General features: G+C 69.5%; 25 protein-coding genes. 12 read left to right on the top strand and 13 right to left on the bottom strand.

Going from position 1 to position 24,099, the window contains the following annotated elements; genetic code table 11:
- The first annotated feature begins 4 nt into the window (after window positions 1-4).
- Both QRN67_RS18195 and QRN67_RS18190 read left to right on the top strand, forming a co-directional pair.
- Complete coding sequence (locus QRN67_RS18195; RefSeq protein ID WP_106936898.1) at window positions 5-1,453, top strand: M16 family metallopeptidase; 1,449 nt, start codon at window positions 5-7, stop codon at window positions 1,451-1,453.
- A gap of 14 nt (window positions 1,454-1,467) precedes the next feature.
- On the top strand, window positions 1,468-2,850 hold the full coding sequence (locus QRN67_RS18190) for a M16 family metallopeptidase (protein WP_503010909.1): 1,383 nt from the start codon (window positions 1,468-1,470) through the stop codon (window positions 2,848-2,850).
- A gap of 5 nt (window positions 2,851-2,855) precedes the next feature.
- Here QRN67_RS18190 and QRN67_RS18185 read toward each other — a convergent pair whose 3' ends face one another.
- Entirely contained in the window at window positions 2,856-3,770 is a 915-nt protein-coding gene (locus QRN67_RS18185) for a LysR family transcriptional regulator ArgP (RefSeq protein WP_285412975.1), read from the bottom strand.
- 78 nt (window positions 3,771-3,848) lie between these two features.
- On the opposite strand from QRN67_RS18185, the gene QRN67_RS18180 reads away from it, so the two are divergent.
- The 6 genes from QRN67_RS18180 to pxpA are packed head-to-tail and all read left to right on the top strand — an operon-like array spanning window position 3,849 to window position 8,150.
- The gene (locus tag QRN67_RS18180; protein ID WP_285412973.1) at window positions 3,849-4,484 is read left to right on the top strand and encodes a LysE/ArgO family amino acid transporter; all 636 of its coding nucleotides are present in this window, start codon (window positions 3,849-3,851) and stop codon (window positions 4,482-4,484) included.
- 43 nt (window positions 4,485-4,527) lie between these two features.
- Complete coding sequence (locus tag QRN67_RS18175; protein ID WP_285412972.1) at window positions 4,528-5,175, top strand: RsmD family RNA methyltransferase; 648 nt, start codon at window positions 4,528-4,530, stop codon at window positions 5,173-5,175.
- Between the two features lie 43 nt (window positions 5,176-5,218).
- Window positions 5,219-5,722 carry a pantetheine-phosphate adenylyltransferase gene (gene coaD / locus QRN67_RS18170; protein ID WP_081269908.1) on the top strand — a complete coding sequence of 168 codons (504 nt, stop codon included), beginning with the start codon at window positions 5,219-5,221 and terminating at the stop codon, window positions 5,720-5,722.
- 6 nt (window positions 5,723-5,728) lie between these two features.
- Window positions 5,729-6,391, top strand: coding sequence for a 5-oxoprolinase subunit PxpB (gene pxpB, locus QRN67_RS18165; RefSeq protein WP_081269907.1), 663 nt, complete (start codon window positions 5,729-5,731; stop codon window positions 6,389-6,391).
- A complete protein-coding gene (locus QRN67_RS18160; protein ID WP_285412971.1) occupies window positions 6,388-7,386 on the top strand; it encodes a 5-oxoprolinase subunit C family protein in 999 nt (332 codons plus the stop codon). Before pxpB ends, QRN67_RS18160 begins: the two co-directional genes overlap by 4 nt.
- Before the next feature lie 23 nt (window positions 7,387-7,409).
- On the top strand, window positions 7,410-8,150 hold the full coding sequence (gene pxpA / locus QRN67_RS18155; RefSeq protein ID WP_285412970.1) for a 5-oxoprolinase subunit PxpA: 741 nt from the start codon (window positions 7,410-7,412) through the stop codon (window positions 8,148-8,150).
- 66 nt (window positions 8,151-8,216) lie between these two features.
- Here the strand turns inward: pxpA and QRN67_RS18150 are convergent, their stop codons facing one another.
- On the bottom strand, window positions 8,217-8,921 hold the full coding sequence (locus QRN67_RS18150) for an alpha/beta fold hydrolase (protein ID WP_285412969.1): 705 nt from the start codon (window positions 8,919-8,921) through the stop codon (window positions 8,217-8,219).
- 114 nt (window positions 8,922-9,035) lie between these two features.
- Between QRN67_RS18150 and QRN67_RS18145 the strand changes: the two genes are divergently transcribed.
- On the top strand, window positions 9,036-9,677 hold the full coding sequence (locus QRN67_RS18145) for a Yip1 family protein (protein ID WP_285412967.1): 642 nt from the start codon (window positions 9,036-9,038) through the stop codon (window positions 9,675-9,677).
- A gap of 31 nt (window positions 9,678-9,708) precedes the next feature.
- Window positions 9,709-10,407, top strand: coding sequence for a histidine phosphatase family protein (locus tag QRN67_RS18140; RefSeq protein ID WP_285412966.1), 699 nt, complete (start codon window positions 9,709-9,711; stop codon window positions 10,405-10,407).
- A 16-nt stretch (window positions 10,408-10,423) separates the two neighbouring features.
- Here QRN67_RS18140 and QRN67_RS18135 read toward each other — a convergent pair whose 3' ends face one another.
- The gene (locus QRN67_RS18135; RefSeq protein WP_285412964.1) at window positions 10,424-11,779 is read right to left on the bottom strand and encodes a tetratricopeptide repeat protein; all 1,356 of its coding nucleotides are present in this window, start codon (window positions 11,777-11,779) and stop codon (window positions 10,424-10,426) included.
- A 39-nt stretch (window positions 11,780-11,818) separates the two neighbouring features.
- Window positions 11,819-12,217, bottom strand: a complete 399-nt coding sequence (locus QRN67_RS18130; protein ID WP_285412962.1) for a tautomerase family protein — start codon at window positions 12,215-12,217, stop codon at window positions 11,819-11,821.
- 111 nt (window positions 12,218-12,328) lie between these two features.
- Here QRN67_RS18130 and QRN67_RS18125 point away from each other — a divergent pair, with 111 nt between their 5' ends.
- Window positions 12,329-13,189, top strand: a complete 861-nt coding sequence (locus QRN67_RS18125; RefSeq protein ID WP_285412961.1) for a LysR family transcriptional regulator — start codon at window positions 12,329-12,331, stop codon at window positions 13,187-13,189.
- 35 nt (window positions 13,190-13,224) lie between these two features.
- On the top strand, window positions 13,225-13,635 hold the full coding sequence (locus tag QRN67_RS18120; RefSeq protein ID WP_285412960.1) for an ester cyclase: 411 nt from the start codon (window positions 13,225-13,227) through the stop codon (window positions 13,633-13,635).
- A gap of 30 nt (window positions 13,636-13,665) precedes the next feature.
- On the opposite strand, the gene QRN67_RS18115 is transcribed toward QRN67_RS18120, so the two are convergent.
- The 9 genes from QRN67_RS18115 to QRN67_RS18075 form a co-directional block, all read right to left on the bottom strand.
- Window positions 13,666-14,853, bottom strand: coding sequence for a serine hydrolase domain-containing protein (locus QRN67_RS18115; RefSeq protein ID WP_285412959.1), 1,188 nt, complete (start codon window positions 14,851-14,853; stop codon window positions 13,666-13,668).
- Between the two features lie 11 nt (window positions 14,854-14,864).
- The gene (locus tag QRN67_RS18110) at window positions 14,865-15,281 is read right to left on the bottom strand and encodes a VOC family protein (RefSeq protein ID WP_285412958.1); all 417 of its coding nucleotides are present in this window, start codon (window positions 15,279-15,281) and stop codon (window positions 14,865-14,867) included.
- Complete coding sequence (locus QRN67_RS18105; RefSeq protein WP_081269896.1) at window positions 15,278-15,808, bottom strand: helix-turn-helix domain-containing protein; 531 nt, start codon at window positions 15,806-15,808, stop codon at window positions 15,278-15,280. Before QRN67_RS18105 ends, QRN67_RS18110 begins: the two co-directional genes overlap by 4 nt.
- A gap of 84 nt (window positions 15,809-15,892) precedes the next feature.
- A complete protein-coding gene (locus QRN67_RS18100; RefSeq protein ID WP_285412957.1) occupies window positions 15,893-17,488 on the bottom strand; it encodes a hypothetical protein in 1,596 nt (531 codons plus the stop codon).
- 80 nt (window positions 17,489-17,568) lie between these two features.
- On the bottom strand, window positions 17,569-18,975 hold the full coding sequence (locus tag QRN67_RS18095; protein ID WP_285412956.1) for an amidase: 1,407 nt from the start codon (window positions 18,973-18,975) through the stop codon (window positions 17,569-17,571).
- Window positions 18,966-20,453, bottom strand: coding sequence for an ABC transporter substrate-binding protein (locus QRN67_RS18090; RefSeq protein ID WP_285412955.1), 1,488 nt, complete (start codon window positions 20,451-20,453; stop codon window positions 18,966-18,968). Before QRN67_RS18090 ends, QRN67_RS18095 begins: the two co-directional genes overlap by 10 nt.
- Window positions 20,454-20,665: 212 nt before the next feature.
- The gene (locus tag QRN67_RS18085; RefSeq protein ID WP_285412954.1) at window positions 20,666-22,159 is read right to left on the bottom strand and encodes an ABC transporter substrate-binding protein; all 1,494 of its coding nucleotides are present in this window, start codon (window positions 22,157-22,159) and stop codon (window positions 20,666-20,668) included.
- A gap of 120 nt (window positions 22,160-22,279) precedes the next feature.
- Window positions 22,280-23,110: an ATP-binding cassette domain-containing protein gene (locus tag QRN67_RS18080; RefSeq protein WP_285412953.1), complete on the bottom strand. Its 831-nt coding sequence runs from the start codon at window positions 23,108-23,110 to the stop codon at window positions 22,280-22,282.
- Window positions 23,107-24,096 (bottom strand): ABC transporter ATP-binding protein, encoded by a 990-nt coding sequence (locus QRN67_RS18075; protein ID WP_285412951.1) that lies wholly within the window; start codon window positions 24,094-24,096, stop codon window positions 23,107-23,109. Before QRN67_RS18075 ends, QRN67_RS18080 begins: the two co-directional genes overlap by 4 nt.
- Window positions 24,097-24,099 lie beyond the last annotated feature (3 nt).

Here is a 24,099-nt window from a genome sequence, read left to right as displayed (position 1 = left end):
TTCTATGAAACACCTCCCGCCACGCCGTGCTGCGTCTGGTGCGGTGCTGGCGATGGCGCTCGTGGCGCCGTGGGCCATGCCTGCGCAGGCCCAGTCCACTCCGGCCCCCGCCGCTTCGTCCGCCGCCGCCGCGGCTGCGCCGGGACCCCAGCAATTCACCCTTGCCAACGGCATGACGCTGATCGTCCAGCCCGACCGGCGCTCGCCCACGGCGGTGCAGATGGTCTGGGTGCGCGTCGGCTCCCTCGACGAAGTCGACGGCACCTCCGGCGTCGCACATGCGCTCGAACACATGATGTTCAAGGGCACCAGGGACATCAAGCCCGGCGAGTTCTCGCGCCGCGTGGCGGCCCTCGGCGGCCAGGAAAACGCCTTCACCACCCGCGACTACACCGGCTACTACCAGCAGATCCCGGTCGGCAGCCTCGAGCAGGTGATGAAGCTCGAATCCGACCGCTTCGCCAACAACCAGTGGCCCGACGACGAGTTCAAGCGCGAGATCGAAGTAGTCAAGGAAGAGCGCCGCCTGCGCACCGAAGACCAGCCGCGCGCCCTGCTCGGCGAGCAGCAGAACGCCGCCGTCTTCATCGCGTCGCCCTACCACCGCCCCGTAGTCGGCTGGATGAGCGACCTCGACGCCATGACCCCGGCCGACGTGCGCGACTTCCACCAGCGCTGGTATGTGCCCGCCAACGCCGTGCTGGTGGTGGCCGGCGACGTCGACGTGGCCCAGGTCCGCGCGATGGCCGAGAAGTACTACGGCCGCATCCCTTCGCGCGCGGTGCCCGTGCGCAAGCCGCGCGTGGAGCCGGTGCAGCGCGGCATCCGCCGCCTCGAATTCAAGGCGCCCGCCGAGCAGGCCTATGTGTCGCTGGCCTACCGCGTGCCGCAGATCGCCAACATCGACGACGTGAACAGCGACTCCTGGGCGCTGGTGGTGCTGTCCGCCGTACTCGACGGCTATGCCGGCGCGCGGCTCGACCGCGCGCTCACACAGGGCCCCGACCGCGTCGCCGATTCGGCCGGCGCCTATGCGGGCTTCATCGGCCGCGGCCCGCAGCTCTTCGTGCTCGAAGGCGTGCCGGCCGCCGGCAAGAGCGCCGAGGCGGTCGAGGCCGCCTTGCGCGCGCAGGTGGCGCGCATCGCCAAGGAAGGCGTGGGCGAAGCGGAGCTGGCCCGGGTCAAGACGCAATGGGTGGCGAGCGAAACCTACAAGCGCGACTCGGTGATGGCGCAGGCGCGCGAACTCGGCAGCAACTGGATCCAGGGACTGCCGCTGGACGCCAGCGAACGCATCGTCGCGCGGCTGCAAGCCGTCACGGCCGCGCAGGTGCAGGCCGTGGCCGCGAAGTATTTCGGCGACGACCAGCTCACGGTCGCCACGCTGCGGCCCCTGCCGCCCGAGGCCAAGCGCGGCCGCGGTTTCGCTGCGCCCGCGGGCGAGCTGCGCTGAAAGGTCCCGATTCCATGACGAAGACTCTCAAGAAAACCGCATGCGCCCTGCTGTTCGCAGGCGTGGCGGCCCTCACGGGCATGACCGGCGCGCATGCCGCGCTGCCCATCCAGCACTGGACGCTCGCCAACGGCGCCAAGATCTATCTGGTGTCGACCAACGCGCTGCCGATCGTCGACATGCAGCTCGACTTCGATGCCGGCAGCCGACGCGACCCGGCACCGCAGGCCGGCCTCGCCAGCACCACGGCCGCGATGGTCGAGAAGGGCGTGCGCGCAGGCAAGGGCGGCGAGCCCGCGCTCGACCAGAATGCCCTCGGCGAAGCCTGGGCCGACCTGGGCGCCAGCTTCGACGTGAGCGCCGGCACCGACCGCACCAGCTATTCGCTGCGCACGCTGTCCGACCCGGCGCTGCTGAACAAGGCCGTCGTGCTGGCTTCGCGCGAGATCGGCGAGCCGGCCTTCCCCGACGACGTGTGGCAGCGCGAGCGCGAGCGCATCAACGCCGCCATCAAGGAGGCCAACACCAAGCCCGCGACCGTTGCGGGCCGCGCCTTCGCGCAGACGGTGTACGGCACGCATCCCTACGGCCAGGAAGTGACCGAGGAAACGCTGGCGCGCATCGACACCGCCGCCATGCGCCAGCGCTACGAGCAGCTGATGGTGCCGTGCCGCGCCAAGCTCAGCATCGTCGGCGCCGTCACGCGCGCCGAGGCCGAGACGCTCGCCAACACGCTGCTGTCGCGCCTGCCCGGGCCGGAGGCCTGCACGCCGCTGCCGGCCATCGCGCCCGTGGCCGCGCTGACCGCGCCGAAGGAAGAGCGCATTCCGTTCGACTCGGCGCAGGCCCATGTCTTCATCGGCCAGCCCGGCTATCCGCGCAAGGACCCGGACCACTTCGCGCTCACGCTGGGCAACTACGTGCTCGGAGGCGGCGGCTTCGTGTCGCGGCTGACCGACCAGGTGCGCGAGAAGCGCGGGCTCACCTACAGCATCTACAGCGGCTTCGCGCCGGGGCTCGAGGCGGGCGCGTTCCGCATCGGCTTCCAGACCCGGCCCGACCAGGCCGAGGAAGCGGTGAAGGTGTCGCGCGAGGTGCTCGCGAAGTTCGTGGCCGAAGGCCCGACCGCCAGCGAGCTGAAGGCCGCCAAGGACAACGTGATCGGCGGCTTCCCGCTGCTGCTCGACAGCAACCGCAAGCTGATCGGCAACGTGGCCAACATCGCCTGGCACGACCTGCCGCTGGACTATCTCGACACATGGACTGCGCGCATGAACGCGGTCACGGCGGCAGACATCAAGGCCGCCTTCCAGCGCAAGCTGCAGCCGGAGCGCATGGTGACGGTGGTGGTGGGCGGCAAGCCCGCCCAGGCCTCCGCCAAGGCGCAGCCGCAGTAAAGCGACTAGGCCAGGGCGTGCGGCCCCTGGCTGGCGGCCGCGCGAACGGCGGCGCCCAGTTTTTCCAGCAGGCGCGGTGCCGCGCGCGCCTGCTGCCAGTAGAGCGGCACCGGCAGCGTCGACCCGGGCACCAGCTCCACCAGCCTGCCTTCGCGGATGGCGCCGGCCACCATGCTGGCCGGGTGCATGCCCCAGCCCATGCCGGCGCACGCCGCCTCGACGAAAGCAGTGGGCGAGGGCACCCAGTGCCGCGGCGTCTCGACATTGCGGTGGCAGATGCGCCGCACCCAGCGCGCCTGCAGCCGGTCCTTGCGGTCGAACACCAGGCTCGGCGCGTTCGCCAGCGTGCGCGCACCCACGCCCTTGGCGAAATGGTCGCGCACGAATGCCGGGCTCGCGGCCGCCACGTAGTGCACCGTGCCCAGCGCCTCGCTGTTGCAGCCCGCCACCGGCTTTGCCAGCGCCGTGACGGCCGCCAGCACCGCACCGCTGCGCAGCCGCTCGGCCGTGTGGTCCTGGTCGTCCACCGTGAGGTCGAGCAGCACCGTCCGTGCCTGCGCGGTGAAGGCTGCCGCCGCCGCGATGAACCAGGTCGCCAGGCTGTCGGCGTTGACGGCCACGCGCACCGTCAGCCGTTCGTCGCCGGCCTCGCCACTGCCCATGCCCAGCACGGGCATGGCGTCGCGCAGTTCGTGCTCCAGCATGCCCACGCGCTCGACATGCCGGCACAGCTGCAGTCCCGCCTCGGTCGCCACGCAGGGCTGGCCGCGCACGAGCAAGGCGCCGCCGGTGCGCTCTTCGAGCTGCCTGATGCGTTGCGACACCGCCGACGGCGTGACGTGGAGCGCGCGGGCCGCGCGTTCGAAGCTGCCCTCGCGCACGACGGCTGCAAGGGCGTTCAGGGCGGCATAGTCGAGCATGATGGAGATGAAGTAAAACTGAATCGGCGTTAGAAAGTTTAGTTTGAATTAACTGCGCGCAGGCTGCAAGCTCGGACCATGCAAGCCGTACAAGCCACCCCCGCCTTCGCCAACGGGCTCCTCATGAGCCTGGTCCTCATCGTCGCCATCGGCGCGCAGAACGCCTATGTACTGCGCCAGGGCTTGCGCCGCGAGCACGTGGGCGCAGTGGTGCTGTTCTGCGCGGCCAGCGACGCTGTGCTGATCGGCGCCGGGGTGGCCGGCATGGCGCAGGCGCTGAAGGGCCGCCCGATGCTGGCGACCGTGCTGGCGGCATTCGGCGCCGTCTTTCTCTGCACTTATGGACTGAAGGCCCTGTGGCGTTCGCGCCGGCCCGCCGCGCTGCAGGCCAGCGCGCAGGGCGTGTCGCTGTCGCGCGCGGCCGTGGTCGCGCAGGCTGCGGGCTTCACGCTGCTCAATCCGCATGTCTACCTCGACACCGTGCTGCTCGTGGGCAGTGCCGGCGCGCAGTACGCGGGGCTGCTGAAGGTCTGGTTCGTGGCGGGCGCGGCCACGGCCAGCGCGCTGTGGTTCACCTCGCTGGGCTTCGGTGCACGCCTGCTCGCGCCGGTGTTCGCCCGGCCGCGCGCCTGGCAGATGCTCGACGGGCTCATCGGCGGCACCATGCTCCTGCTGGCCGCCATGCTGGCCCATCGCGCCTTCAGCGGGCTCTGAAGCGGGCTCCGGGCCGAGGGGCGCCGGGCGTTAAGCTCGCCGCATGCCCCAGAAGAAAGCCGCCCCAGCCGCCCGTCCCGCCGCAACCAGGCGCCCATCGAAGCCCAGCGAGGTGCGCATCATCGGCGGCGAATGGAAGCGCACCCGCCTCGCCGTGGCCGACAAGCCCGGCCTGCGCCCCACGCCCGACCGCGTGCGCGAAACCCTCTTCAACTGGCTCGCGAGCCTGGCCGGGGCCGGCGGCGGCGAGCTGCCGGGCTGGCACTGCGTCGACGCCTTCGCCGGCACCGGCGCGCTGGGCCTGGAAGCCGCCTCGCGCGGCGCCGCCAGCGTGCTGCTGTGCGAGCAGGACGCCGCGCTGGTCGCGCAGTTGCAGGCCGCCAAGGCCAAGCTGTCGGCCGAGGCCGTGCGCATCGAGCGCGGCAACGGCGTGACCGCGCTGGAGCGCACCCCCGCCGGCAGCCTCGACGCCGTGTTCCTCGATCCGCCGTTCGACAGCACCGCGCTCTACGAGCCCGCCCTGCGCGCCGCCGCGCGCGCGCTGCGTGCCGGGGGCTCGGTGTACCTCGAGGCGCCGCGCCGCTGGAGCGACGAAGAGCTCGCCGCCTTCGGCCTCGCCGGCTTCCGTTACCTGAAGGCCGGCGCCGTGCATGCCCATCTGCTTCGGCCCGCTCCGGAGGGGACTGCATAATCCGCCGAACAAGCCGCATCGGCAGCATGAGGAAGAAGCAACCATGGCCAGCAACGTGATCGCGGTTTACCCCGGCACTTTCGACCCCATCACCCTCGGTCACGAGGACGTGGTGCGGCGCGCAACCCAGCTCTTCTCCAAGGTGATCGTCGCCGTCGCGGCGGGCCACCACAAGAAGGCGCTCTTCACGCTGTCCGAGCGCATGGACATGGCCCGCGAGGCGGTGAAGCCCTACAGCGACCAGGTCACTGTCGAGAGCTTCTCCGGCCTGCTGCGCGACTTCGTCGTCGCGCGCGGCGGCAAGGCCATGGTGCGCGGCCTGCGCGCCGTGACCGACTTCGACTACGAGTTCCAGCTCGCGGGCATGAACCGTTCGCTGATGCCCGACGTCGAGACCGTGTTCCTGACCCCCAGCGACAAGTACCAGTTCATCTCCAGCACCTTCGTGCGCGAGATCGCCATGCTCGGCGGCGAGGTCCACAAGTTCGTCTCTCCCAACGTGGAGCAGCAACTCGCCGCCAAGGTTCGCAGCCTCGGCCGTGAATAAGCCTCGATGAGCGGCACCCCGCCGCCCCGGCTGCATCTCCTGGGCGATGCAGCGCTCTTGTGCGAGCTGCCGGCGCCCGCCACGCTGGCGCAGCAGCAGCGCATCTGGGCGCTCGCCGAGCGTGCGCGCCAATGGCCGGGCGTCGGCGAGACGCTGCCGGGCATGAACAACCTCACGCTGACCTTCGACCCGACCGCGATCGATCTCGACACCCTCACGGCCCACGTGCTCGAAGCCTGGCCGAAGCTGCCGTCCGGCGGCGCCCTGGGCCGGCTGGTCGAGATCCCGGTGGCCTACGGCGGAGAGCACGGGCCCGACCTGGCCGACGTCGCGGCGCACACCGGCTTCACGCCGGCCGAGGTGGTGCGGCGCCACAGCGCGGGCGAATACGTCGTGTACCTGCTCGGCTTCCTGCCGGGCTTCGCCTTCATGGGCGGCCTGCCACCCGAACTCGCCACGCCGCGCCGGGCGGAGCCGCGCACCGCGGTGCCCGCGCGTTCGGTCGGCATCGGCGGCGAGCAGACCGGCATCTACCCGCTGGCCTCGCCCGGCGGCTGGCAACTGATCGGGCGTACCCCGCTCGAGCTGTTCGACCCCAAGGCCGCACCGCCCACGCTGCTGCGCCCCGGCGACCGCGTGCGCTTCGTCGCGGAAAGCGTGCAGGCATGATCGTCGTCCAGAAACCCGGCTTGCTTGCGTCGGTGCAAGACCTGGGGCGGCACGGCCATCGCCAGCTCGGCATCTGCCCCGGCGGCGCGCTCGACGTGCTGTCGCTCACGCTGGCCAACCGGCTCGTGGGCAACGCCGACGGCGCCGCGGGCCTCGAACTCACCATGGGCGGCTGCGAGCTTCGCTTCGAAGCCGCCACGCGCATCGCGCTGACCGGCGACGACTTCACGGCCAGGCTCGACGGCGTGCCGCTGCGCGCCTGCTGGAGCGTGCCGGTGGCGGCCGGCCAGGTCCTGAAGCTCTCCGGCGCGAACTCGCCTGGCGCGGCGAAAGCCGGGCTGCGCAGCTGGCTCGCGGTGGCGGGCGGCATCGACGTGCCGCAGATCCTGGGCTCGCGCAGCACCGACCTGAAGGCCGGCTTCGGCGGCCACCATGGGCGCCCGCTGCGCAAGGGCGACCGCCTGCCGCTGGGCACGCCCAGGCTCGACGCCGCACAGCTCGCCCGCCGCCCCTTCGGCGTGCGCGGGCCGGACTGGGGCCCCACGGAAGCCGACGGCGCGATCGCCCTGCGCGTGCTGCCCGGCCCCGAGTTCGAGCAGTTCACCCTGGCCGCGCGCGAACTGCTGTGGGGGGAGCGGTGGCGCATCACGCCGCAGAGCAACCGCATGGGCAGCCGGCTCGCGGGCGCCGAGCTCAAGCGCAAGCGCGGCGGCGACATGCTGTCGTCGGGCGTCATCCCCGGCACGGTGCAGGTGCCGCCGTCGGGCCAGCCGATCATCCTGATGGGCGATGCGCAGACCACCGGCGGCTACCCGCGCATCGGCGTGGTGATCCGCGCCGACCTTTGGAAGCTGGCGCAGGCGCCGCTGAACGGCATGCTGCGGCTGGTGCAGGTCGACCAGCCGCAGGCGCTGGCCGCATGGGCGCAGCAGCAGCGCTATCTTGCGCAGGTGGCGCAGGGGTTGGCCGCTACATGCTGGCCGGGCAGGGCATAGACTTTCCGCAAAGGAAACGCCCCATGCACATCGACCTCAACGCAGACCTCGGCGAAGGCGCCGGCAGCGACGAAGAACTGCTCGCGCTGGTGAGCTCCGCCAACATCGCCTGCGGCTGGCACGCCGGCGACGCCAAGACCATGCAGCAGTGCGTGCGCTGGGCCATGCGCCACGGCGTGGCCATCGGCGCGCACCCCAGCTTTCCGGACCGCGAGAACTTCGGCCGCAGCACCATGCACCTGCCGCCCGACGAGATCGTGGCCAACGTGCTCTACCAGATCGGCGCGCTGGCGGCCATCGTGAAGGCGGAGGGCGGCAGGCTGTCGCACGTGAAGGCCCACGGCCAGCTCTACAACCAGGCCGCGAAGGAACCGGAGCTCGCCGACGCGCTGTGCGAGGCGGTGCGCCGCTTCGACCCCACGCTCAGGTTCTTCGGCCTCGCGGGCAGCCGCATGATCGACGCCGCCCGCAGTGCCGGCCTGGTGCCCGTCGAGGAGGTGTTCGCGGATCGTGGCTACATGCCCGACGGCAGCCTCGTGCCGCGCAGCCAGCCCGGCGCGCTCATCGACAGCGAAGAGCGCGCGATCGCGCAGACGCTCTCGATGGCGCGGGACCGCCGCGTGACGGCCATCGACGGCAGCGTCGTGCCCGTTAACGCACAGACCGTGTGCCTGCATGGCGACGGCGCCCATGCGCTGGCTTTCGCGCGCCGCATCCGCGAGCGGCTGCAGTCCGAAGGTATCGCGGTGCGGTCGTCGGCCTGACCCCAGGGCGCGCTCGGAAGCGCTCACACCCGCCGTCGGCGATCGCCACGAGAGCGGCCGCGAGGCTCAGCCGAAGTGCTTCGCGAGCCAGCCGTTCAATGCGGCGTTGACGAGTTCCGGCTTCTCCATCGTCAGCATGTGGCCGCAGGCGGGCACCCACACCACCTCGGCCTGCGGCAGCAGCGCGGCCATCTCACGGGTGCACTCAGGCGGCGCGAGCTTGTCGTCGTCGCCGCACATCAGCAGCACCGGCGCACGCACCGAGCCCAGGTGCTGCCGCGCGTCGGGCCGCCGCATCACGGCGCGGTTCTGGCTGATGAGCTGCTGCGCGCCCGCGCCCAGCACGATGTCGAGGTAGCGCCGCACCAGCACTTCATCGGCCGCCTGCGCGGGGTGGAAGGCGAAGTAGACGTTCGGCTCGATCACGTCGCGCAACTCGCCGCGCTCGAAGTACTCGATGGCGCCTTCGCGCAGCGTGAACATCTCGGGCGTCTCGGGCCGCGCGCTGGTGCCCAGCAGGGCGAGCCCGGCGATGCGCTCGGGCGCCTGGCGGGCCGCTTCCATCGCGACCATGCCGCCCATCGACGCGCCGCACAGCACCAGCGGGCCGTGGTTGTCGCGCAGCACCGCGGCGGCCATGCCCTCGATGGTGCCGTTGTGCCGCTGGGCATCGCTCACGCGGGTGTCGAAGACGGAGGGAAGGGCGGGGATCTGGGCTTCCCAGATGCGCTCGTCGCAGGCGAGGCCGGGCAGCAGGACTAGATTTGGCATGCATGGATTCTGCGCGATCGCGGCCACCGGCGTAACGTCATAGGCTTCATGGCCAGCAGCCACGGCAGCCTCCGGTCGACATACTTTGCGGCACATGTCGAAGGACTCCGAAAAATGAATCTGGTCGAACGCGTGCAGTCCATCCTGCTCAAGCCCAAGGCGACCTGGCCGGTGATCGATGCCGAGCCGGCCGACCCGGCGTCGCTCTACAGGAACTACGTGATGATCCTCGCGCTGATACCGGCGGTGGCGAGCTTCATCGGCCTTTCGCTCATCGGCGTCGGCGCCTTCGGCATCAGCTTCCGCGTGCCGATCGTCTCCGGGCTCGCGCACATGGTCGTGGGCTATGTGCTGTCGCTGGTGATGGTGTTCGTGCTCGCGCTCATCATCGACGCGATGGCGCCGACCTTCGAGGGCACGCGGAGCCAGATCGGCGCGCTCAAGCTGTCGGCCTATGCCAGCACCGCGGCCTTCGTGGGCGGGGTCTTCAGCCTGCTGCCTTCGCTGTCGATCATCGGCGCGCTCGCGGCGCTCTACGGCATCTACCTGCTCTACACCGGCCTGCCGGTGCTCATGCGCTGCCCGCCCGACAAGGCGGTGCCGTACACGGCCGTGGTGGTGGTTTGCGCCATCGTCGGCGGCTGCATCATCGGCTGGGTGCTGGCGCTGCTCACGCCGTCGCCCATGCGACTGGGCACGGCCTCGCCCGCCGCTGCGGTGGCGGCCTTGCAACAGCTGGTCGCGGCAAACGCCTGAGCCGTCACGCCCAGCGTGGAAAATGGGCGCAATGCCCACGCCCAAACCCGACTCCACCACCGACCTGATCCTCATCCGCCACGGCGAGACCGCCTGGAACCGCGAACTGCGCTTCCAGGGCCATGCCGACGTCCCGCTCAACGACATCGGCCATGAGCAGGCCCGCCGCCTCGGCCTGCGGCTGGCCAGCGAAACCGCGGTGCAGCACATCCTGAGCAGCGACCTGATGCGCGCGCAGCAGACCGCGGCACCGGGCGCGCAGCAGCTGTCGCTGCCGGTGGTCACCTCGGCGGCGTTGCGCGAGCAGTTCTTCGGCGTGGCCGAGGGCATGCGTTCCGACGAGATCCAGAGCCAGCATCCGCGCGCCTGGGAGGAGTGGCTGGAGTTCCGCGAGGACCACGCCATGCCCGAGGGCGAAACGCCGCGCGAGTTCCACACCCGCATCATCGCGGCGCTGGGCAACATCGCCGCCGCGCACAAGGGCCGGTACCTGATCGTCGTCACCCACGGCGGCGTGCTCGACATGGTGTGGCGCACCGCGCGCGGCCTGAGCCTGAGCGGACCGCGCCGCAGCGAGATTCCCAACGCGGGCTTCAACCGCATCCGCATCGCCGACCCCGCAAGGCCCGAAGAGATCGAGATCGTCGACTGGGCCGACACGCGGCATCTGGCCGACCTGCCGCCGCAGCCGACCTACGACCAGACGCGGCACCTGAAGAACAAGGACTGAGCGTCCCCCCGCCCGCTCAGCCCCGCAAGAGCTGGCCCAGCCCCAGCCGCTCGTAGACAGCGGCCGTCTGCCGGCGCAGGCGCAGCGACTCGGGCTGGCCGTTGAGCTGCTGCTGCAGGATGCCCTGCGCCCCCGTCAGCGAAGCCTCCGTGCCGGTGCGCACCAGCGCGGCAAGGTAGAGCTGCTCGAACAGGTCGCGCTGCGCATGGCTGCCGCCGATCTCGATCATGCGTGGCAGCGCCGTGCCCAGCCCTTCGATGGCGCCCGCGAGATCGCCGCGCGCATGCGCCACCAGCCCGTGCGCGGCCGGCACGCACACGCGCTGCCAGGCGGCGCGCGTCGAGAGCGGCGCGTTGGGCGCAAAGGCCTCGATGTTGCGCAGCAGCGCATCGGCCTCGGGCCTGCCGGCACGCGCAAGGCCGTAGAGGTACTGCAGGTCGAGAAAAGGCAGCACATGGTCGGCCTGGCGCTGCAGCAGGTAGCCCGCCACGTCGTTCCATCGCATGCCGACATCGATGCCCGCAAGCTCCAGCCGGGCCAGCAGCGAGACCGCACCGATCTGGTCCTGCGAGTAGTCCTTGACCACGCCCCAGGCGTGCTGGTCGTACACCGCGAGCGCCTCGGCGTCATGGCCCAGGTCGATCAGGAACAGCGCCACGTGCCACCAGTTGTGCGTGACCATGAACGAGTTGAGCCCGGTCCATGTGTCGCTCACGCTCTTCATGAAGGCCAGCCCCTCGGCGAGCCGGCCTTCGGTGAGCATCACGTGCGCCAGCGCGTGGTGCGCCCACGGCTCCTTGCGGCACATGCCGATGGCCTGGCGCGCACTGGCTTCGGCCTCGCGCATCAGATGGCACTGCTCGTAGCCGAAGGCGGCCATGCCGTGCACATAGGGCACGTCCGCCGCATGCGGCAGCACGGCCAGCGCCAGCCGCAGCATGCCGGGGCAGTCGCCGGTGTTGAAGCAGTGGTACTGGCCGAGCTTGACCGACACCAGGTCGCGCGGATACTCGCGCGCCTGCTCCGCATGAAGCGCGATGGCGCGGGCGATGTCGCCCTGCGCCCATGCCTCGATGGCCGCGATGTAGCGCCGCTCGCGCGGCGTGGCGCGCGCGGCGCCGGCCAGCGCCTTGTCGAGGAAGGGCCGCGCGTTGGCCACGGCCTCGCGCGATTCCGCGAACAGGTGCAGCGTGGCGCAGTAGGCCTGCACGATGGGGCTCGGGTCGGCGTCGGCTGCCGCCAGCAGGTTGACGGCGCGGGCCTCGGTCGAGATGAAGCCCATGACGAAGTCGTCGATCAGCGGCAGGCTGGCCGAGTCGTCGAGGGTGAGCGGGTTGCCGAGGCTGTCGGCGAGGGATTTTCCGGAGGGCATGGCGGCATGGTGCCATGCCCCCGGGGATGCTTCAACGACTCAGACGCCGGCCTGCTGGTGCCGGTACTCCTGCGTCTGACCGCCATAGCCGTAGGCCGCGGCGCGCGCGTCGATCACGTGGATGTACGACACCTCGTGCAGGTCGGGCCGGATCTTCGCCATGGCCGCATGCACCTCGCGCAGGTAGCGCGCCTTCTCGGCCTTGGTGTTGGTCTCGTCGGTGACGCTGATGTCCAGGTGAAAGGCCGACTTGCCCAGCGAAGCCAGCGACTGGCCGCCGATGAACCAGGCGTCAGCGGCGATGTACTGCACCGTGACGGCGATGACCGGCAACTGCTTGCCGAGCACGCTCTGCGTCAGTTCGGCGACCGTGTCGACGGTCTTGCGGGTGAGGGCGGCGTCGGGTTCGCCGGAGAGGTGGACGACGATGTGGGGCATGGCTGGCTCCTTGGTGAATGGTGGGTCGATGGGGTGATTGTGGGCGCCCTCTCATCATCGAAAAAGCGGGAAGATATGATGTCTTCAATCGGATAAACGGATGGATTGACCATGCAAGGCTTCGACCTCGAGCAGCTACGCACCTTCGCCGCGGTGATCGACGCGGGCAGTCTCACCGCGGCCGCGCCGCGCGTGTTTCTCTCCCAGTCTTCGGTCAGCGAGCAGATTCGCAAGCTGGAGGAACGTGCAGGGCAATCGCTGCTCACGCGCAGCAAGGCCGGCGTGTCGCCCACGGAGGCAGGCATCCGCCTGCTGGCCCACGCGCGGCGCATCCTGGCGCTGAGCGACGAGGCGTTCCGCGACCTGCATGGCGAAGTGCTGCAGGGCGAGCTTCGACTGGCCGTCACCGATTACTTCCGCCCCGCGGACCTCACGCGGCTGCTGGGGCGGCTCGGCGAAAGCTACCCGCGCGTGCGGCTGCACGTGAGCATCCTGAAAAGCGACGACCTGCGTGCGGCCTATGCACGAGGAGATTTCGACGTGGGCCTCGGGATGAACATCGCCGGCGTGTCCGCTGTGCAGCCGCGCGCGCCGGTGCTGCGGCGCGAGTCGCTGGCGTGGCTCGGCGCATCGGGCATGCGCCTCGTGCGCGGCGAGCCGGTGCGGCTGCTGGTGCTGCCCGACACCTGCTCGCTGCACCAGTTCACCGTCGCGCTGCTGCGTCGGCGGCGCGTGGCTTACTCGCTCGCGCACGTGGCTTCGGGCGTGGCCGGGCTGCAGTCGGCGCTGGCCGCGGGGCTGGGCGTGGCCTGCCTCAACGAATCCGCGATCAGCGAGGGCGTGGCGCGTCTGCCGACGCCGCACGGGCTGCCGGCACTGCCGAAGGTGGCGTTCCAGTTCCTGCCGGCGCGGCGGGGAGAGACCGCGTTCGTCAGCAAGGCCCGCGAGCTGCTGGCTTCCCACCTCGTGTGAGACGCTATTGTTCACGCCAAGGAGCAGCCGCAGCCATGACCACTACCGACCTTTCCAGTGTCTACCGCAGCTACATCGCCTGCCTCAACGCAAAGGACTGGCCGAGCCTGGGCCGCTTCGTTCACGACGAGGTGAAGCACAACGGCCGGCTGCTCGGACTGTCGGGCTACCGCGAAATGCTGGAGCAGGACTACGCAGCGATTCCGGATCTCTTCTTTCGCATAGAGCTGCTCGTTGCCGAGCCGCCCCGCGTGGCCAGCCGGCTGCAGTTCGACTGCGCGCCGAAGGGCAGTTTTCTCGGCTTGCCGGTGAACGGAAGAACCGTCTCGTTTGCCGAGAACGTGTTCTACGAATTCAAGGACGCGAAGATCGTGGAGGTGCTGTCGATCCTCGACAAGGGCGCCATCGAGAGGCAGCTCCAGAAGGGCGGCAGCGCGGCGGTCTGAGGCCGGCCCCACACCCGACTCGCACCGGGCTCAGTGGCACTCTTCGGCCACGGCGCGAAACACGTCGATCGTTTCCGCCTCGTCCTGCTGCGAGCCGTAGTCGCTGAGCTTCACCACGACGGTGTAGCGTGCGGGGTTGACGTAGACGTATTGGCCGTAGACGCCGATCGCGCTGTAGTCGCGATTCTTTTCGTGGCCGGGCGGGTGCCACCACAGCGCCGCGTACATCCAGCCGGGCTCCGCCTCGGCCACGGGTGTGGTGATGCGGGCCATCCATGCGGGAGAGACCAATGTGCGCCCGCCGACCTTGCCGCCCGCGAGCGCGAGCAGGCCGAGCTTGGCGAAATCGCGCGGCGTGGCGTTCAGGTTGCCGAAGCCGCGCTCGATGCCGCCTGCGTGATCGAGGTTCCAGCTCGCCTCGTCCTGCGCGCCGAGCGGCTGCCACAGCCGGCGCTCGAGCACCTTCGCAATGGGCTCGCCTTCTATCCGCGCCACCATCATCGACAGGTACTGCGCGTCGATGCTGCGGTACGACGACCGGCTTCCAGGCGCGAAGGCGAGCGTGCGGTGCTTCATCACATAGGCGCGAAGGTCGGTGGTGATCTGCATGCCGGCGACACCGGTGAATGGCTTGTATTCGGCGTAGTCCTCGGTCACGTCGATGCCGCTCTTCATGTCGAGCAGGTCGCGCACGGTGATCTCATCGAACTTGCCGCCGGCGGCGAACTCGGGCAGCACCGCCACCAGCTTCGTGTCTTCGGACAGCTTGCCCTCGGCGATCAACTGCCCGACGAGAAGGCTCAAGACGGACTTGGCGATGGACCACGAGGACTCGCGCGCCGTCTTCTTGCCGGGCTCGCTGTACCACTCGTTCACCAGGGTTCCGCGGCACATCACGAGGAACGCATTGGTCCGGGTCGCCCGCAGCACGCTCACGATGTCCATGTTGTTGCCCTTCCAAGGTACGGTCTTGGCAAGAGGCTGCAACTGCTCGGCAATCGGGCGTGGTTGCGAAGACGCGGCGATCATGCGGGTGTCGTACAGCGCCTCTACTTCCGATCTTGGCGTGAACAGAAACCGGACGAGGAACACCGGGTTCTTCATGTCGATCGCGGCCGTGAATACGAAGCCGGCGGCGATCGCGAGCAGGACGGCTGCTGCGGCGACGCGCCCGGGCTTGCGGCGCCGAGGCCTGGATGCCGCAGTCGACATGCCCATGCGCGTGTCCCCTATGCCGAGTTCACTCGCGCCTGGATCATCTTCCAGCCGTTGCCCGCGGGGTCGCGAAAGCCCGCGTCCACGCTGTCGTAGCGTTCCATGGGCTCCTGCGTGAACTCCACACCCAGCTTGCGCATCCGCTCGCAGGCCGCGCGGCAGTCGGCCACGTTCAGCACCAGCGGCGGCATCGCGCCCTTGGCCACCATGGCGCGCAGCGTCTGTGCGGTCGCCTCGTCGTGTACCGGCGGCCCGGGAGTGAACAGGCCCAGCTCGAACGACGGCTGCTCAGGATGCTTCACCGTGAGCCACCGATAGGCGCCGTTGCGCACGTCCGCGTGGACGCGGAATCCGAGCTTCTCCACATAGAACGCCAGCGCTTCGTCCTGGTCGTCCACATACAAACCCACCACACCGATACCTTGGCTCATCGCGTCTCCTTGGTTGAAAGCCGTTTTGTACCGGCTGCCGTGCGGCGGCGCTTCTCCGAAACTGCTTCGGTCAGATCGGGCCGCTGCGCGGCCTTGAGCACACAGGCCGGCATGTGCTCGAGCTGCCGCGCCGCGGCCTGCAGGCGGGGGCGAAGCGTGCCGGGGCTTTCGCCCGCCACGTCGCGGAAGGTGCGCCCGAAGGTGCCCAGGCTTTCCCAGCCGGTGGCGAAGGCGATCTCGGTGATCGACAGGTCGGTGTCGCGCAGCATCGCCGTCGCCCGCTCGATGCGGCGCGTCAGCAGGTAGCGGTGCGGCGGCATGCCGAAGGCCAGCTTGAACGAACGCGCGAAATGGGCTTCGGAAACACCGCTCACCGCGGCCAGCCGCAGCACCGGCCAGGCCTCGTGCGATGCGGCGTCCATGCGGTCTTTCGCGCGCAGCAGGCGGCGCAGCAGCTGTGGGTCCTGCATGGGGGCGCCCTCAGGCGGTGCGGGGGCCGGGGCGCTGGAGTCTTTGCGGGAGGGCATGGCAAGAGCGCCAAGGATGGGTGGCGTACGGCGAGCTTATCCGGCTTCGCCTCTCGCCGATCCGTACTGCCCCGCCGCCGGAGTTCAGCCCGCCGGCTGCGGGCGATACACGGTCTCGCCGTAGCCTCGCGGCAGCGCGCCCGGCCTGTCCGGCAGGACGGCCAGCGACGCAGCCACCGCGAGCGCCTGGTCGCGGCGGCGCGCATCCTCGGGCTCGTGCGACCTTTCCGCCTTCTCGACGCTCGACAGCAACAGGCTCACCTCCGAGACACGCTTGCGCTCGAGCGGGGTCGTGGTGTCGGACGCCAGCTTGCCCATGAGGTAGCGCTGGACGCGGATCGACTCGCTCGCGGACTGCTCGACCGTCGCGCCGATGCGCTTGCCGTCCTCGTAGGTGATGTCGGCGGACGCCCTGGCCTGGTCGTCGATCCGCACGTATTCGTAGAACTGCGATTCCTTCGAAGCCGTGAGCAGGAGCGACACCTCCGGCGTCAACGGCCGGTGGAAGCTTGCGCTCAGTTGCGCCTGCTGGTCCTGGTGGATGTTGCGATTGCGCGGGTCCTTGCCCGTCACGGTGGTGCTCTGCGAGAGCTTGTACGAGAAGGTGTCGACTTCCTCCGGCCGCATCGGATTCGATGAAACCGGGGGCTGCACCATTGACGCATTGAAGTCGGCCAGGCCGCTGAGCAGGCTGTGGTCGCCCGCGTTCAGCGCGATCACGCCCGGCGCCTCGCGGCCCGCGACGGGTGGCGTCACGCCGTAGTCGCTGTTCATCTGCGAGAACGCGTCCTTGAACATCGACACGAGCGCCTTGTCGCCCCGGCCCCGGCTGCCGGCGGCATCGACCTGTTGCAGGTAGCGCGCCATGGCCTGCGCCTGCTGGGTGGCGTCTCCGAGGATGGCCGGATTCGAGAGGTCGACGTCGACCTTCACCGCGCCCGACGGACCGGAGGCGTTCACCGACCGCGACTTCGCGTCGGCATGGAACTCGAGGGTGTTGATGGCGCCCTTGCCATCGGCCTCGATGCCGGCCTTGAAGTCGATCGACGACAGAACCGCCGGGTCGAACTTCATGAGGCCGCCGAGCGCCATGCGCGGCGGAAAGGCGCCCAGGCCGTCGATGGCTTCCTGGAAGGCATCCGAGAGCTGCACCAGCGCCTTGCGCTCGGCCTCGGTGAGTTCGCCGCCGGAGACCTTGATCTGCACCGCCATGCCGTCGTCCTGGCTGCCCAGGCCCAGTTCGACGGTGGCACCGCTGGCCATGCGGATCGACAGCTTGATCTGGTTGTCGGCGTCGGTATGCGGCGCCGAGGCGCTCGTGCCTTGCGCCGCCAGCGTCAGCGACTGGGAGAAGTCGCCGGCGTCCGCGCCGAAGCGCTTGAGCATCGCGGCGCCCAATCCGTTGAACCGCGTGCCGCTCGGGCCATGAACGAGGTTGCCCGCCATCAGCGAGGAGATCGCGTCGTCGGGCTGCCGCTCCCAGGTGGGTGCGGCGGCCGTTCGGCCCGATATTGCATAGGTCCGCGCATCGGCCGGCGTGGCCGACTGCCCGAGGCTCACGGAAACGGCGGGCGTGGCCGTTGCCGCGGTGTCGACGGGGACCGGCTGGCTGGTGGTGCGCCATGCGGTGGTGGCGCTGGACGTCACCAGGGGGCTGACAGCGGTCGGGGTGACGATCAATCCAGGCTCCTGTCGAAAAAGAAGACGCCCGGTATCCGGGCACTCTTCCTTATCGGCAGGTTCGCCAGTTTCTGAAGGCTTCAGCTGCCTGCCCGCGGCACCTCGGGCCAGGGCCGCTGCAATTCGCGGATCTGCTCGAAGGCGCGCGAAACGCGAAGCACGCCGAGATCGTCGAAGCGCTGCCCCGCGATCTGCAGGCCGATCGGCAAGCCCGAGGCCGAGTAGCCGCAGTTCATCGACGAAGCCGGCTGCTCCGACATGTTGAACGGCACCGTGAAGCCGATGTGCTCCAGGGCACGCAGCGGATCGTTGGTGGGCGAGGGCGCTTCCGCGGCCGCCGGCATGTTCGGCGACACCGGCGAGATCACGTAGTCGAAGCGCGCGCATGCGCTGACGGCGGCCACGCGCGTTGCGTGGAACTGGCTGAAGCTGCGGAACACATGCTCGCCGCTGAACTCCGCCGCGCTCTCGGCCCATTCGCGGATGTAGGGCAGCACCTTCGCGCGCTGGTCGGCGCGCAGCCCCTTCATGTCCACCAGCGAGCGCATGCGCCACAGGTGGTCCATGCCATCGAGCATCGCCTGCGACATGAAAGGCTGCATCGGTTCGATGATGGCGCCTGCCTTTTCCAGCAGGCGTGCGGCCTGCTCGACCGCTGCCTGGATCTCGGGCTCGACCGCCAGTCCGCAGCCCGCGTCGAGCAGCAGCCCGATGCGCAGTCCGCGCAGATGGTCGGGCGACACGTCGAAGGCGGCCCAGTCGATGTCCTGCGCCGGCAGGCTCATGCTGTCGCGCGTGTCGGGCCTGGCCAGCGCCTGCATCATCAGCGCGGCGTCGCCCACGGTGCGCGTCATCGGGCCCGCCGCGCGGCCCATGTAGGGTGGGTCGATCGGAATGCGGCCCAGGCTGGGCTTGAGCGTGAAGATGCCGCACCAGCTCGCGGGCAGGCGCAGCGAGCCGCCGATGTCGGTGCCCAGGTGCAGAGGGCCGTAGCCGGCAGCCGCCGCGGCACCCGCGCCCGCGCTGGAGCCGCCCGGCGTGAGCCGCAGGTCCCACGGATTGCGCGCCAGCGTGTGGAAGCTCGACAGGCCCGAAGACAGCATGCCGTAGTCCGGCATGGTGGTCTTGCTCACGATCACCGCGCCCGCTTCCTTCAGGCGCGCGGCCGGTGGCGCGTCGGCGGCGGCGGGCCTGAGGTCGACGGCCGCGGTGCCGGCCGGCATCGGGTCGCCGCGCGTGGCGATGTTCTCCTTGATGGTCGCCGGCACGCCGTCGAGCGGGCCGCGTGCGTCGCCGCGCTGCCAACGCGCCTCCGATGCGCGCGCCTGCTCGAGCGCGGCCTCGGGCCTGAAAAGCCAGGTGGCCTGCAGGTGCGGCTCCCAGCGCTCGATGTGCGCAATGACGGCCTGCGTTACCTCCACCGGCGAGAGCTTGCGGTCGCGGTAGGCCGCGGCAAGCTCCTGCGCGGTCAGGTCGCTCAGCCCCACGACAGCGCCGACAGGTCGTTCACGAAGATCGGGTTTTCCTTCCAGATGCCCTTGACGTTCTTCTTCGCCACGGTCGGAAACTGCGGCTGGTAGAGGAAGCCGTTGGCCGCGTCGGTGGCCAGCATCTTCTGCGCGTCGCCGAGCAGCTTGTTGCGCTCCGCGGTGTTGGCGGTGGTCTTGATCTTGTCGAACAGCGTGTCGAAGGCCTTCGACTGGTAGCCCCAGTAGTAGTCCGACTTGGCGTAGTTGCCGAGGTCGAAGGGCTCCACGTGCGACACGATCGACAGGTCGTAGTCCTTGTTGCCGTAGGTGCCGCTGAGCCACTGCGCCCACTCGACGTTCTGCACCTTCACCACGATGCCGATCTTGGCCAACTGGGCCACGATCACCTCGCCGCCCTGGCGCGCGTAGGGCGGCGGGGGCAGCGTCATCTTGAGTTCGAGCGGCGTCTTGACGCCGGCTTCGGCCAGCAGCTTCTTGGCCTTCTCGATGTCGAAGGGGTTGATGGCGGTGGTGTCGACATAGCCCGCCGCGCCCGGCACGTAGTGGCTGCCGATGGGCACGCCGAAGCCGTCCGCGGCGCCTTCGATCACGGCCTTGCGGTCGATGGCCGCGAGGATGGCGCGGCGCACGCGCACGTCGTCCAGCGGCTTCTTGCGGTTGTTGATCGACAGGATGGTCTTGGCGCGCGAGCCGGCCAGGATCACCTGGAACTGCGGGTTCATCTTGAACTGCGGCACCACGCGCGTGCCGATGCGCGGGAACACGTCGATGTCGCCCGACAGTACCGCCGCGGCCTGCGCCGCGGTGTCCGAGATGAAGCGGAAGGTGACCTTGTTGATCTTGGCGGTGGCGGGGCTGCGGAAGCCCTCCCACTTGCTCAGCGTGATCGACGAGCCCTTGGCCCAGTTGTCGAGCTTGTAGGGGCCGGTGCCGACCGGCTTGGTGGCATTGCCCTCGGCGCTCTTGGGCTCCACGATCACGGCCGTGGCCTGGCCCAGCACGAAGGGCAGGTCGGGGTCGATTTCCTTGTTGATGACCACCACGGTGTAGTCGTCGACCACCTGGGTGCTCAGGTTGGCGAAGGTGCGCTTGTCCTTGTTGGTGCTTTTCTCGCTGCCGGCGCGGTCGAACGAGAACTTGACCGTGGCCGCGTTGAAGGGCTCGCCGTTCTGGTACTTCACGCCGCGCTTGAGCTTGAAGGTGTAGGTCTTCAGGTCGGGCGAGACTTCCCAGCTGTCGGCCAGCAGCGGCGTGACGCTGCCGTCGGCGTTGATCTTGGTGAGCGTTTCCAGGATGTTGTACTGCACAACTTCCGCGATGGCGGCGGCGGCGCCGCTGGTGGGGTCCAGGCCCGGCGGCTCGAGCGCCATGCCGATCACGATGGCGTCCTTCCTGCCCTGCGCCATGCCGGCGAGCGGGGTGGCCAGCGCAACGGTGGCGCCGGCGGTGGTGAGGAGGGTGCGGCGGTTCAACATACGTGTGATCTCCGGAAAAACAAGCCAGGTTCGAATGACTGCTTCGGCGTGCGCCGTGCCCCGAAGGGAGGCGCGACGCCGCAAAGACACGACACGCAGCACGAAAGATGCCACGTGCGCAACCGGTCATTCTCTCGCAGCGGGAGCGCCGCCGAGCGGCCCGCGGGGCGGTTTTTCCTCGGGACGTTCCCGTAGGCCGCGGACCGCCTGGCTCAGGCCCAGGACATTGCCGCGATGTCGTTCACGAAGATCGGCGCGTCCTTCCACAGCCCGCGCAGGTTGCGCCCGGCGATGGTGATGAACTGAGGCTGGAACAGGAACACGTTGGCCGCGTCTTCCGCCAGCAGCCGCTGCGCGTCGCCGAGGTAGTGCAGGCGGTCGGCGGGGCGCGCCGCATTGCGGGCCTTGTCGAACACCTCGTTGAACTTTGCCGACTGGTAGCCCCAGTAGTACTCCGGCTTGGTGTAGTTCACCAGGTCGAAGGGCTCGACATGCAGGATCAGGGAGAGGTCGTAGTTCTTGTTGCCGTAGGTGCCACTGATCCACTGCGCCCACTCGACGTTCTGGATCTTCGCGACGATGCCGATCTTGGCCAGCTGCGCGGCAATCAGCTCGCCGCCCTGGCGCGCATAGGGCGGGGGCGGCAGCACCAGTTCGAGCTCCAGCGGCGTCTTCACGCCGGCCTCGGCCAGCAGCTTTTTTGCCTTCTCGATGTCGTACGGGTTCACGCCGGTGGTGTCCACATAGCCGGGCAGGCCCGGCACGTAGTGGCTGCCGATGGGAATGCCGCGGCCGTCCACGGCGGCATCGATCACGGCCTTGCGGTCGATGGCCGCCGAGATGGCGCGGCGCACGCGCACGTCGTCCAGCGGCTTGCGCTTGTTGTTGATTGCCAGGATGGTCTTGCCGAGCGAAGCGTTGAACACGATCTGGAAGCGCTTGTCGTTCTGGAACTGCGACAGGCTGCGCGACACCGAGGCGTGCGGGAACAGGTCGATGTCGTTCGACAGCAGCGCGGCCGTCTGCGCCGCCGGCTCGGAGATGAACCGGAAGGTGGCCTTGCGGATCTGCACCGTCTCGGCGCCGCGCCAGCCGTCCCACTTGGCCAGCACGATGCTCGAGCCCTTGGCCCAGTTGTCGAGCCTGTAGGGGCCGGTGCCGACGGGTTTGGTGGCGTTGGTCTCCACGCTCTTGGGCTCGACCAGGATGGCAGAAGCCTGGCCCAGCAGGAACAGCAGGTCGGGCTCGATCTCCTTGCTGATCAGCACCACCGTGTGCTCGTCGACCACCTGCGTCGCGATGTTGGTGAAGGTGCGCTTGTCCTTGTTGGTGCTGTTGGCCGCGGCCGCGCGGTCGAACGAGAATTTCACGCTCTGCGCGTTGAAGGGCTCGCCGTTCTGGAACTTCACGCCGCGCTTGAGCTTGAAGGTGTAGGTCTTCAGGTCGGGCGAAACCTCCCAGCTGTCTGCCAGCAGCGGCGTAACGCTGCCGTCGGAGTTGATCTTGGTGAGCGTTTCGAACACCGTGTAGAGCACCACCTCGGCAATCTCGGCACCGGCCTTGGCCGTGGGGTCCAGCCCCGTGGGCTCGAGCGTGAGGCCGATCACCAGTGCGTCTTTTCTTCTTTGCGCCAGCGCGATGGTCGGCAGGGCCAGCGGTGTCAGGGCTGCGGCGCCGGTGGCCAGCAGGGTGCGTCGTTTGAGCATGAAGCGGTGTCCTCGGAACAGGGGGCAAGCATCATCCGCGAGGTGGTGGCCTTCGCGCAACCAGATGCTTATGACCCACTCATCCTAAGAACGGCCGGCGACACGCCGGTGTCAGCTCCCTCAGGCCGGCAGCAGCGTGCCGCCGGTGGGCGTGCGCGGCACGGCTTCGAGCAGCGTTCTCGTGTAGGGGTGCTGCGCATGCCGGAACAGCTGGGCGGGCGGGCCTTGCTCCACGATCTTGCCTTTCCACACCACGCACACGTCATCGCACAGGTGGTTGACCACCGCGAGGTCGTGGCTGATGAGCAGGTAGCTGATGCCGAACTGCTGCTGCAGGTCCTGCATCAGGTTGAGCACCTGGGCCTGCACCGACACGTCGAGCGCGCTCACCGGCTCGTCGGCCACGATGAGCTTGGGGCGTGTGATGAGCGCGCGTGCAATGGCGATGCGCTGGCGCTGCCCGCCCGAGAACTCGTGCGGATACTTGTCCATGTCGGTGGTGCGCAGGCCGACGGCAGCGAGTGCTTCCGAGGCGCGCTCGCGCTGCTCGGTGCGGCTGGTTTCCGCCAGCGCCTCGAGGGGCTCGGCGACGATGCGCGCCACGGTCTGGCGTGGATCGAGCGAGCCGTACGGGTCCTGGAACACCATCTGGAAATCGCGCCGCGCCGTGCGCAGCTCGGCCCTGGGCAGCGTGTGCAGGTCGCGGCCTTCGAGGCGCACGCTGCCGGAGGTCGGCGTGTCCAGCGCCATCACCAGGCGCGCGATGGTCGACTTGCCCGAGCCCGATTCACCGACGATGCCCACGCTCTTGCCGGCCTGCACGTCGAAGCTCACGCCGTTGAGCGCCTTCGCTGTCGGCGGCGGGCCGAAGAGTTTTTCACGCGGCAGCGCGTAGTGGCGCACGAGGTCGGTGACCTGCAGCAGCGGTGGAACAGCGGTCTTCTGGCTCATGGTGCGGCGGCGACTTCGGTCGCGATCTCTTCGAGCCGGATGCAACGCACCGCATGGTCGTGCGGCAGCATCGTCGCGGGCGGCCGCGTGGTGTGGCAGGCATCGACCGTGTAGCTGCAGCGGCCGGCGAACGGGCAGCCCTTCGGCAGGTCTACCAGTTCGGGCACGCTGCCCTTGATGGTGGCAAGGCGCAGCCCGCGCGGCGCGCCGATGGCGGGGCGCGCGGCGAACAGGCCCTGCGTGTAGGGGTGGGCGCGGCGGGCAAACACGGCCTCGGTCGGCCCGCTCTCGACCACGCTGCCGCCGTACATCACGAGCATCTTCGACACCGTCTGCGCGATCACGCCGAGGTCGTGCGAGATCAGTATCAGCGCCATGCCGCGCTCGGCCACGAGGCTCTGGATCAGCTCCAGGATCTGCTTCTGGATGGTCACGTCGAGCGCCGTGGTGGGCTCGTCGGCAATCAGCAGGTCGGGCCCGCAGGCCAATGCCATCGCGATGCCGATGCGCTGCCTCTGGCCGCCCGAGAACTGGTGCGGGTACGCATCGAGGCGCGAAGCCGCGTCGGGAATGCCCACGCGTTCGAGCAGCGCGAGCACTTCCCTGCGCGCATCGGCTTTCGAGAGGCCGCGGTGCAGCCGCAGCGGCTCGCCGACCTGGCGTGCGATGGTGTGCACCGGGTTCAGTGCCGTCATCGGCTCCTGGAAGATCATGCCGATGCGGTTGCCGCGGATCTGGCACATGTCTTTCTCGGCGCGGCCCACCAGTTCGGTGCCGTCGAAGCGGATGCTGCCCGTGACCCTGGCGGTCGACGGCAGCAGGCCCATGAGCGACATCACCGTGATCGACTTGCCGCAGCCCGACTCGCCGACGATGCCCAGCGTCTCGCCGCGCTCCAGCGTGAAGTCGATGCCGCGCACGGCCTCGGCGGGGCCGCGCTGCGTCTGCAGTTCGATGTGCAGGTCCTTGACTTGAAGCAGTGGCATCTT

It is taken from the genome of Variovorax sp. efr-133-TYG-130 (assembly GCF_030208835.1).
In the GTDB taxonomy this organism is placed as follows: domain Bacteria; phylum Pseudomonadota; class Gammaproteobacteria; order Burkholderiales; family Burkholderiaceae_C; genus Variovorax.
This window is presented reverse-complemented; position numbering and strand designations above follow the sequence as displayed.

Coding starts and splice junctions, on each gene's coding strand:
- QRN67_RS18195 (WP_106936898.1), top strand. CDS start 5: ATGAAACACCTCCCGCCACGCCGTGCTGCGTCTGGTGCGGTGCTGGCG.
- QRN67_RS18190 (WP_503010909.1), top strand. CDS start 1,468: ATGACGAAGACTCTCAAGAAAACCGCATGCGCCCTGCTGTTCGCAGGC.
- QRN67_RS18185 (WP_285412975.1), bottom strand. CDS start 3,770: ATGCTCGACTATGCCGCCCTGAACGCCCTTGCAGCCGTCGTGCGCGAG.
- QRN67_RS18180 (WP_285412973.1), top strand. CDS start 3,849: ATGCAAGCCGTACAAGCCACCCCCGCCTTCGCCAACGGGCTCCTCATG.
- QRN67_RS18175 (WP_285412972.1), top strand. CDS start 4,528: ATGCCCCAGAAGAAAGCCGCCCCAGCCGCCCGTCCCGCCGCAACCAGG.
- coaD (WP_081269908.1), top strand. CDS start 5,219: ATGGCCAGCAACGTGATCGCGGTTTACCCCGGCACTTTCGACCCCATC.
- pxpB (WP_081269907.1), top strand. CDS start 5,729: ATGAGCGGCACCCCGCCGCCCCGGCTGCATCTCCTGGGCGATGCAGCG.
- QRN67_RS18160 (WP_285412971.1), top strand. CDS start 6,388: ATGATCGTCGTCCAGAAACCCGGCTTGCTTGCGTCGGTGCAAGACCTG.
- pxpA (WP_285412970.1), top strand. CDS start 7,410: ATGCACATCGACCTCAACGCAGACCTCGGCGAAGGCGCCGGCAGCGAC.
- QRN67_RS18150 (WP_285412969.1), bottom strand. CDS start 8,921: ATGCCAAATCTAGTCCTGCTGCCCGGCCTCGCCTGCGACGAGCGCATC.
- QRN67_RS18145 (WP_285412967.1), top strand. CDS start 9,036: ATGAATCTGGTCGAACGCGTGCAGTCCATCCTGCTCAAGCCCAAGGCG.
- QRN67_RS18140 (WP_285412966.1), top strand. CDS start 9,709: ATGCCCACGCCCAAACCCGACTCCACCACCGACCTGATCCTCATCCGC.
- QRN67_RS18135 (WP_285412964.1), bottom strand. CDS start 11,779: ATGCCCTCCGGAAAATCCCTCGCCGACAGCCTCGGCAACCCGCTCACC.
- QRN67_RS18130 (WP_285412962.1), bottom strand. CDS start 12,217: ATGCCCCACATCGTCGTCCACCTCTCCGGCGAACCCGACGCCGCCCTC.
- QRN67_RS18125 (WP_285412961.1), top strand. CDS start 12,329: ATGCAAGGCTTCGACCTCGAGCAGCTACGCACCTTCGCCGCGGTGATC.
- QRN67_RS18120 (WP_285412960.1), top strand. CDS start 13,225: ATGACCACTACCGACCTTTCCAGTGTCTACCGCAGCTACATCGCCTGC.
- QRN67_RS18115 (WP_285412959.1), bottom strand. CDS start 14,853: ATGGGCATGTCGACTGCGGCATCCAGGCCTCGGCGCCGCAAGCCCGGG.
- QRN67_RS18110 (WP_285412958.1), bottom strand. CDS start 15,281: ATGAGCCAAGGTATCGGTGTGGTGGGTTTGTATGTGGACGACCAGGAC.
- QRN67_RS18105 (WP_081269896.1), bottom strand. CDS start 15,808: ATGCCCTCCCGCAAAGACTCCAGCGCCCCGGCCCCCGCACCGCCTGAG.
- QRN67_RS18090 (WP_285412955.1), bottom strand. CDS start 20,453: ATGTTGAACCGCCGCACCCTCCTCACCACCGCCGGCGCCACCGTTGCG.
- QRN67_RS18085 (WP_285412954.1), bottom strand. CDS start 22,159: ATGCTCAAACGACGCACCCTGCTGGCCACCGGCGCCGCAGCCCTGACA.
- QRN67_RS18080 (WP_285412953.1), bottom strand. CDS start 23,110: ATGAGCCAGAAGACCGCTGTTCCACCGCTGCTGCAGGTCACCGACCTC.
- QRN67_RS18075 (WP_285412951.1), bottom strand. CDS start 24,096: ATGCCACTGCTTCAAGTCAAGGACCTGCACATCGAACTGCAGACGCAG.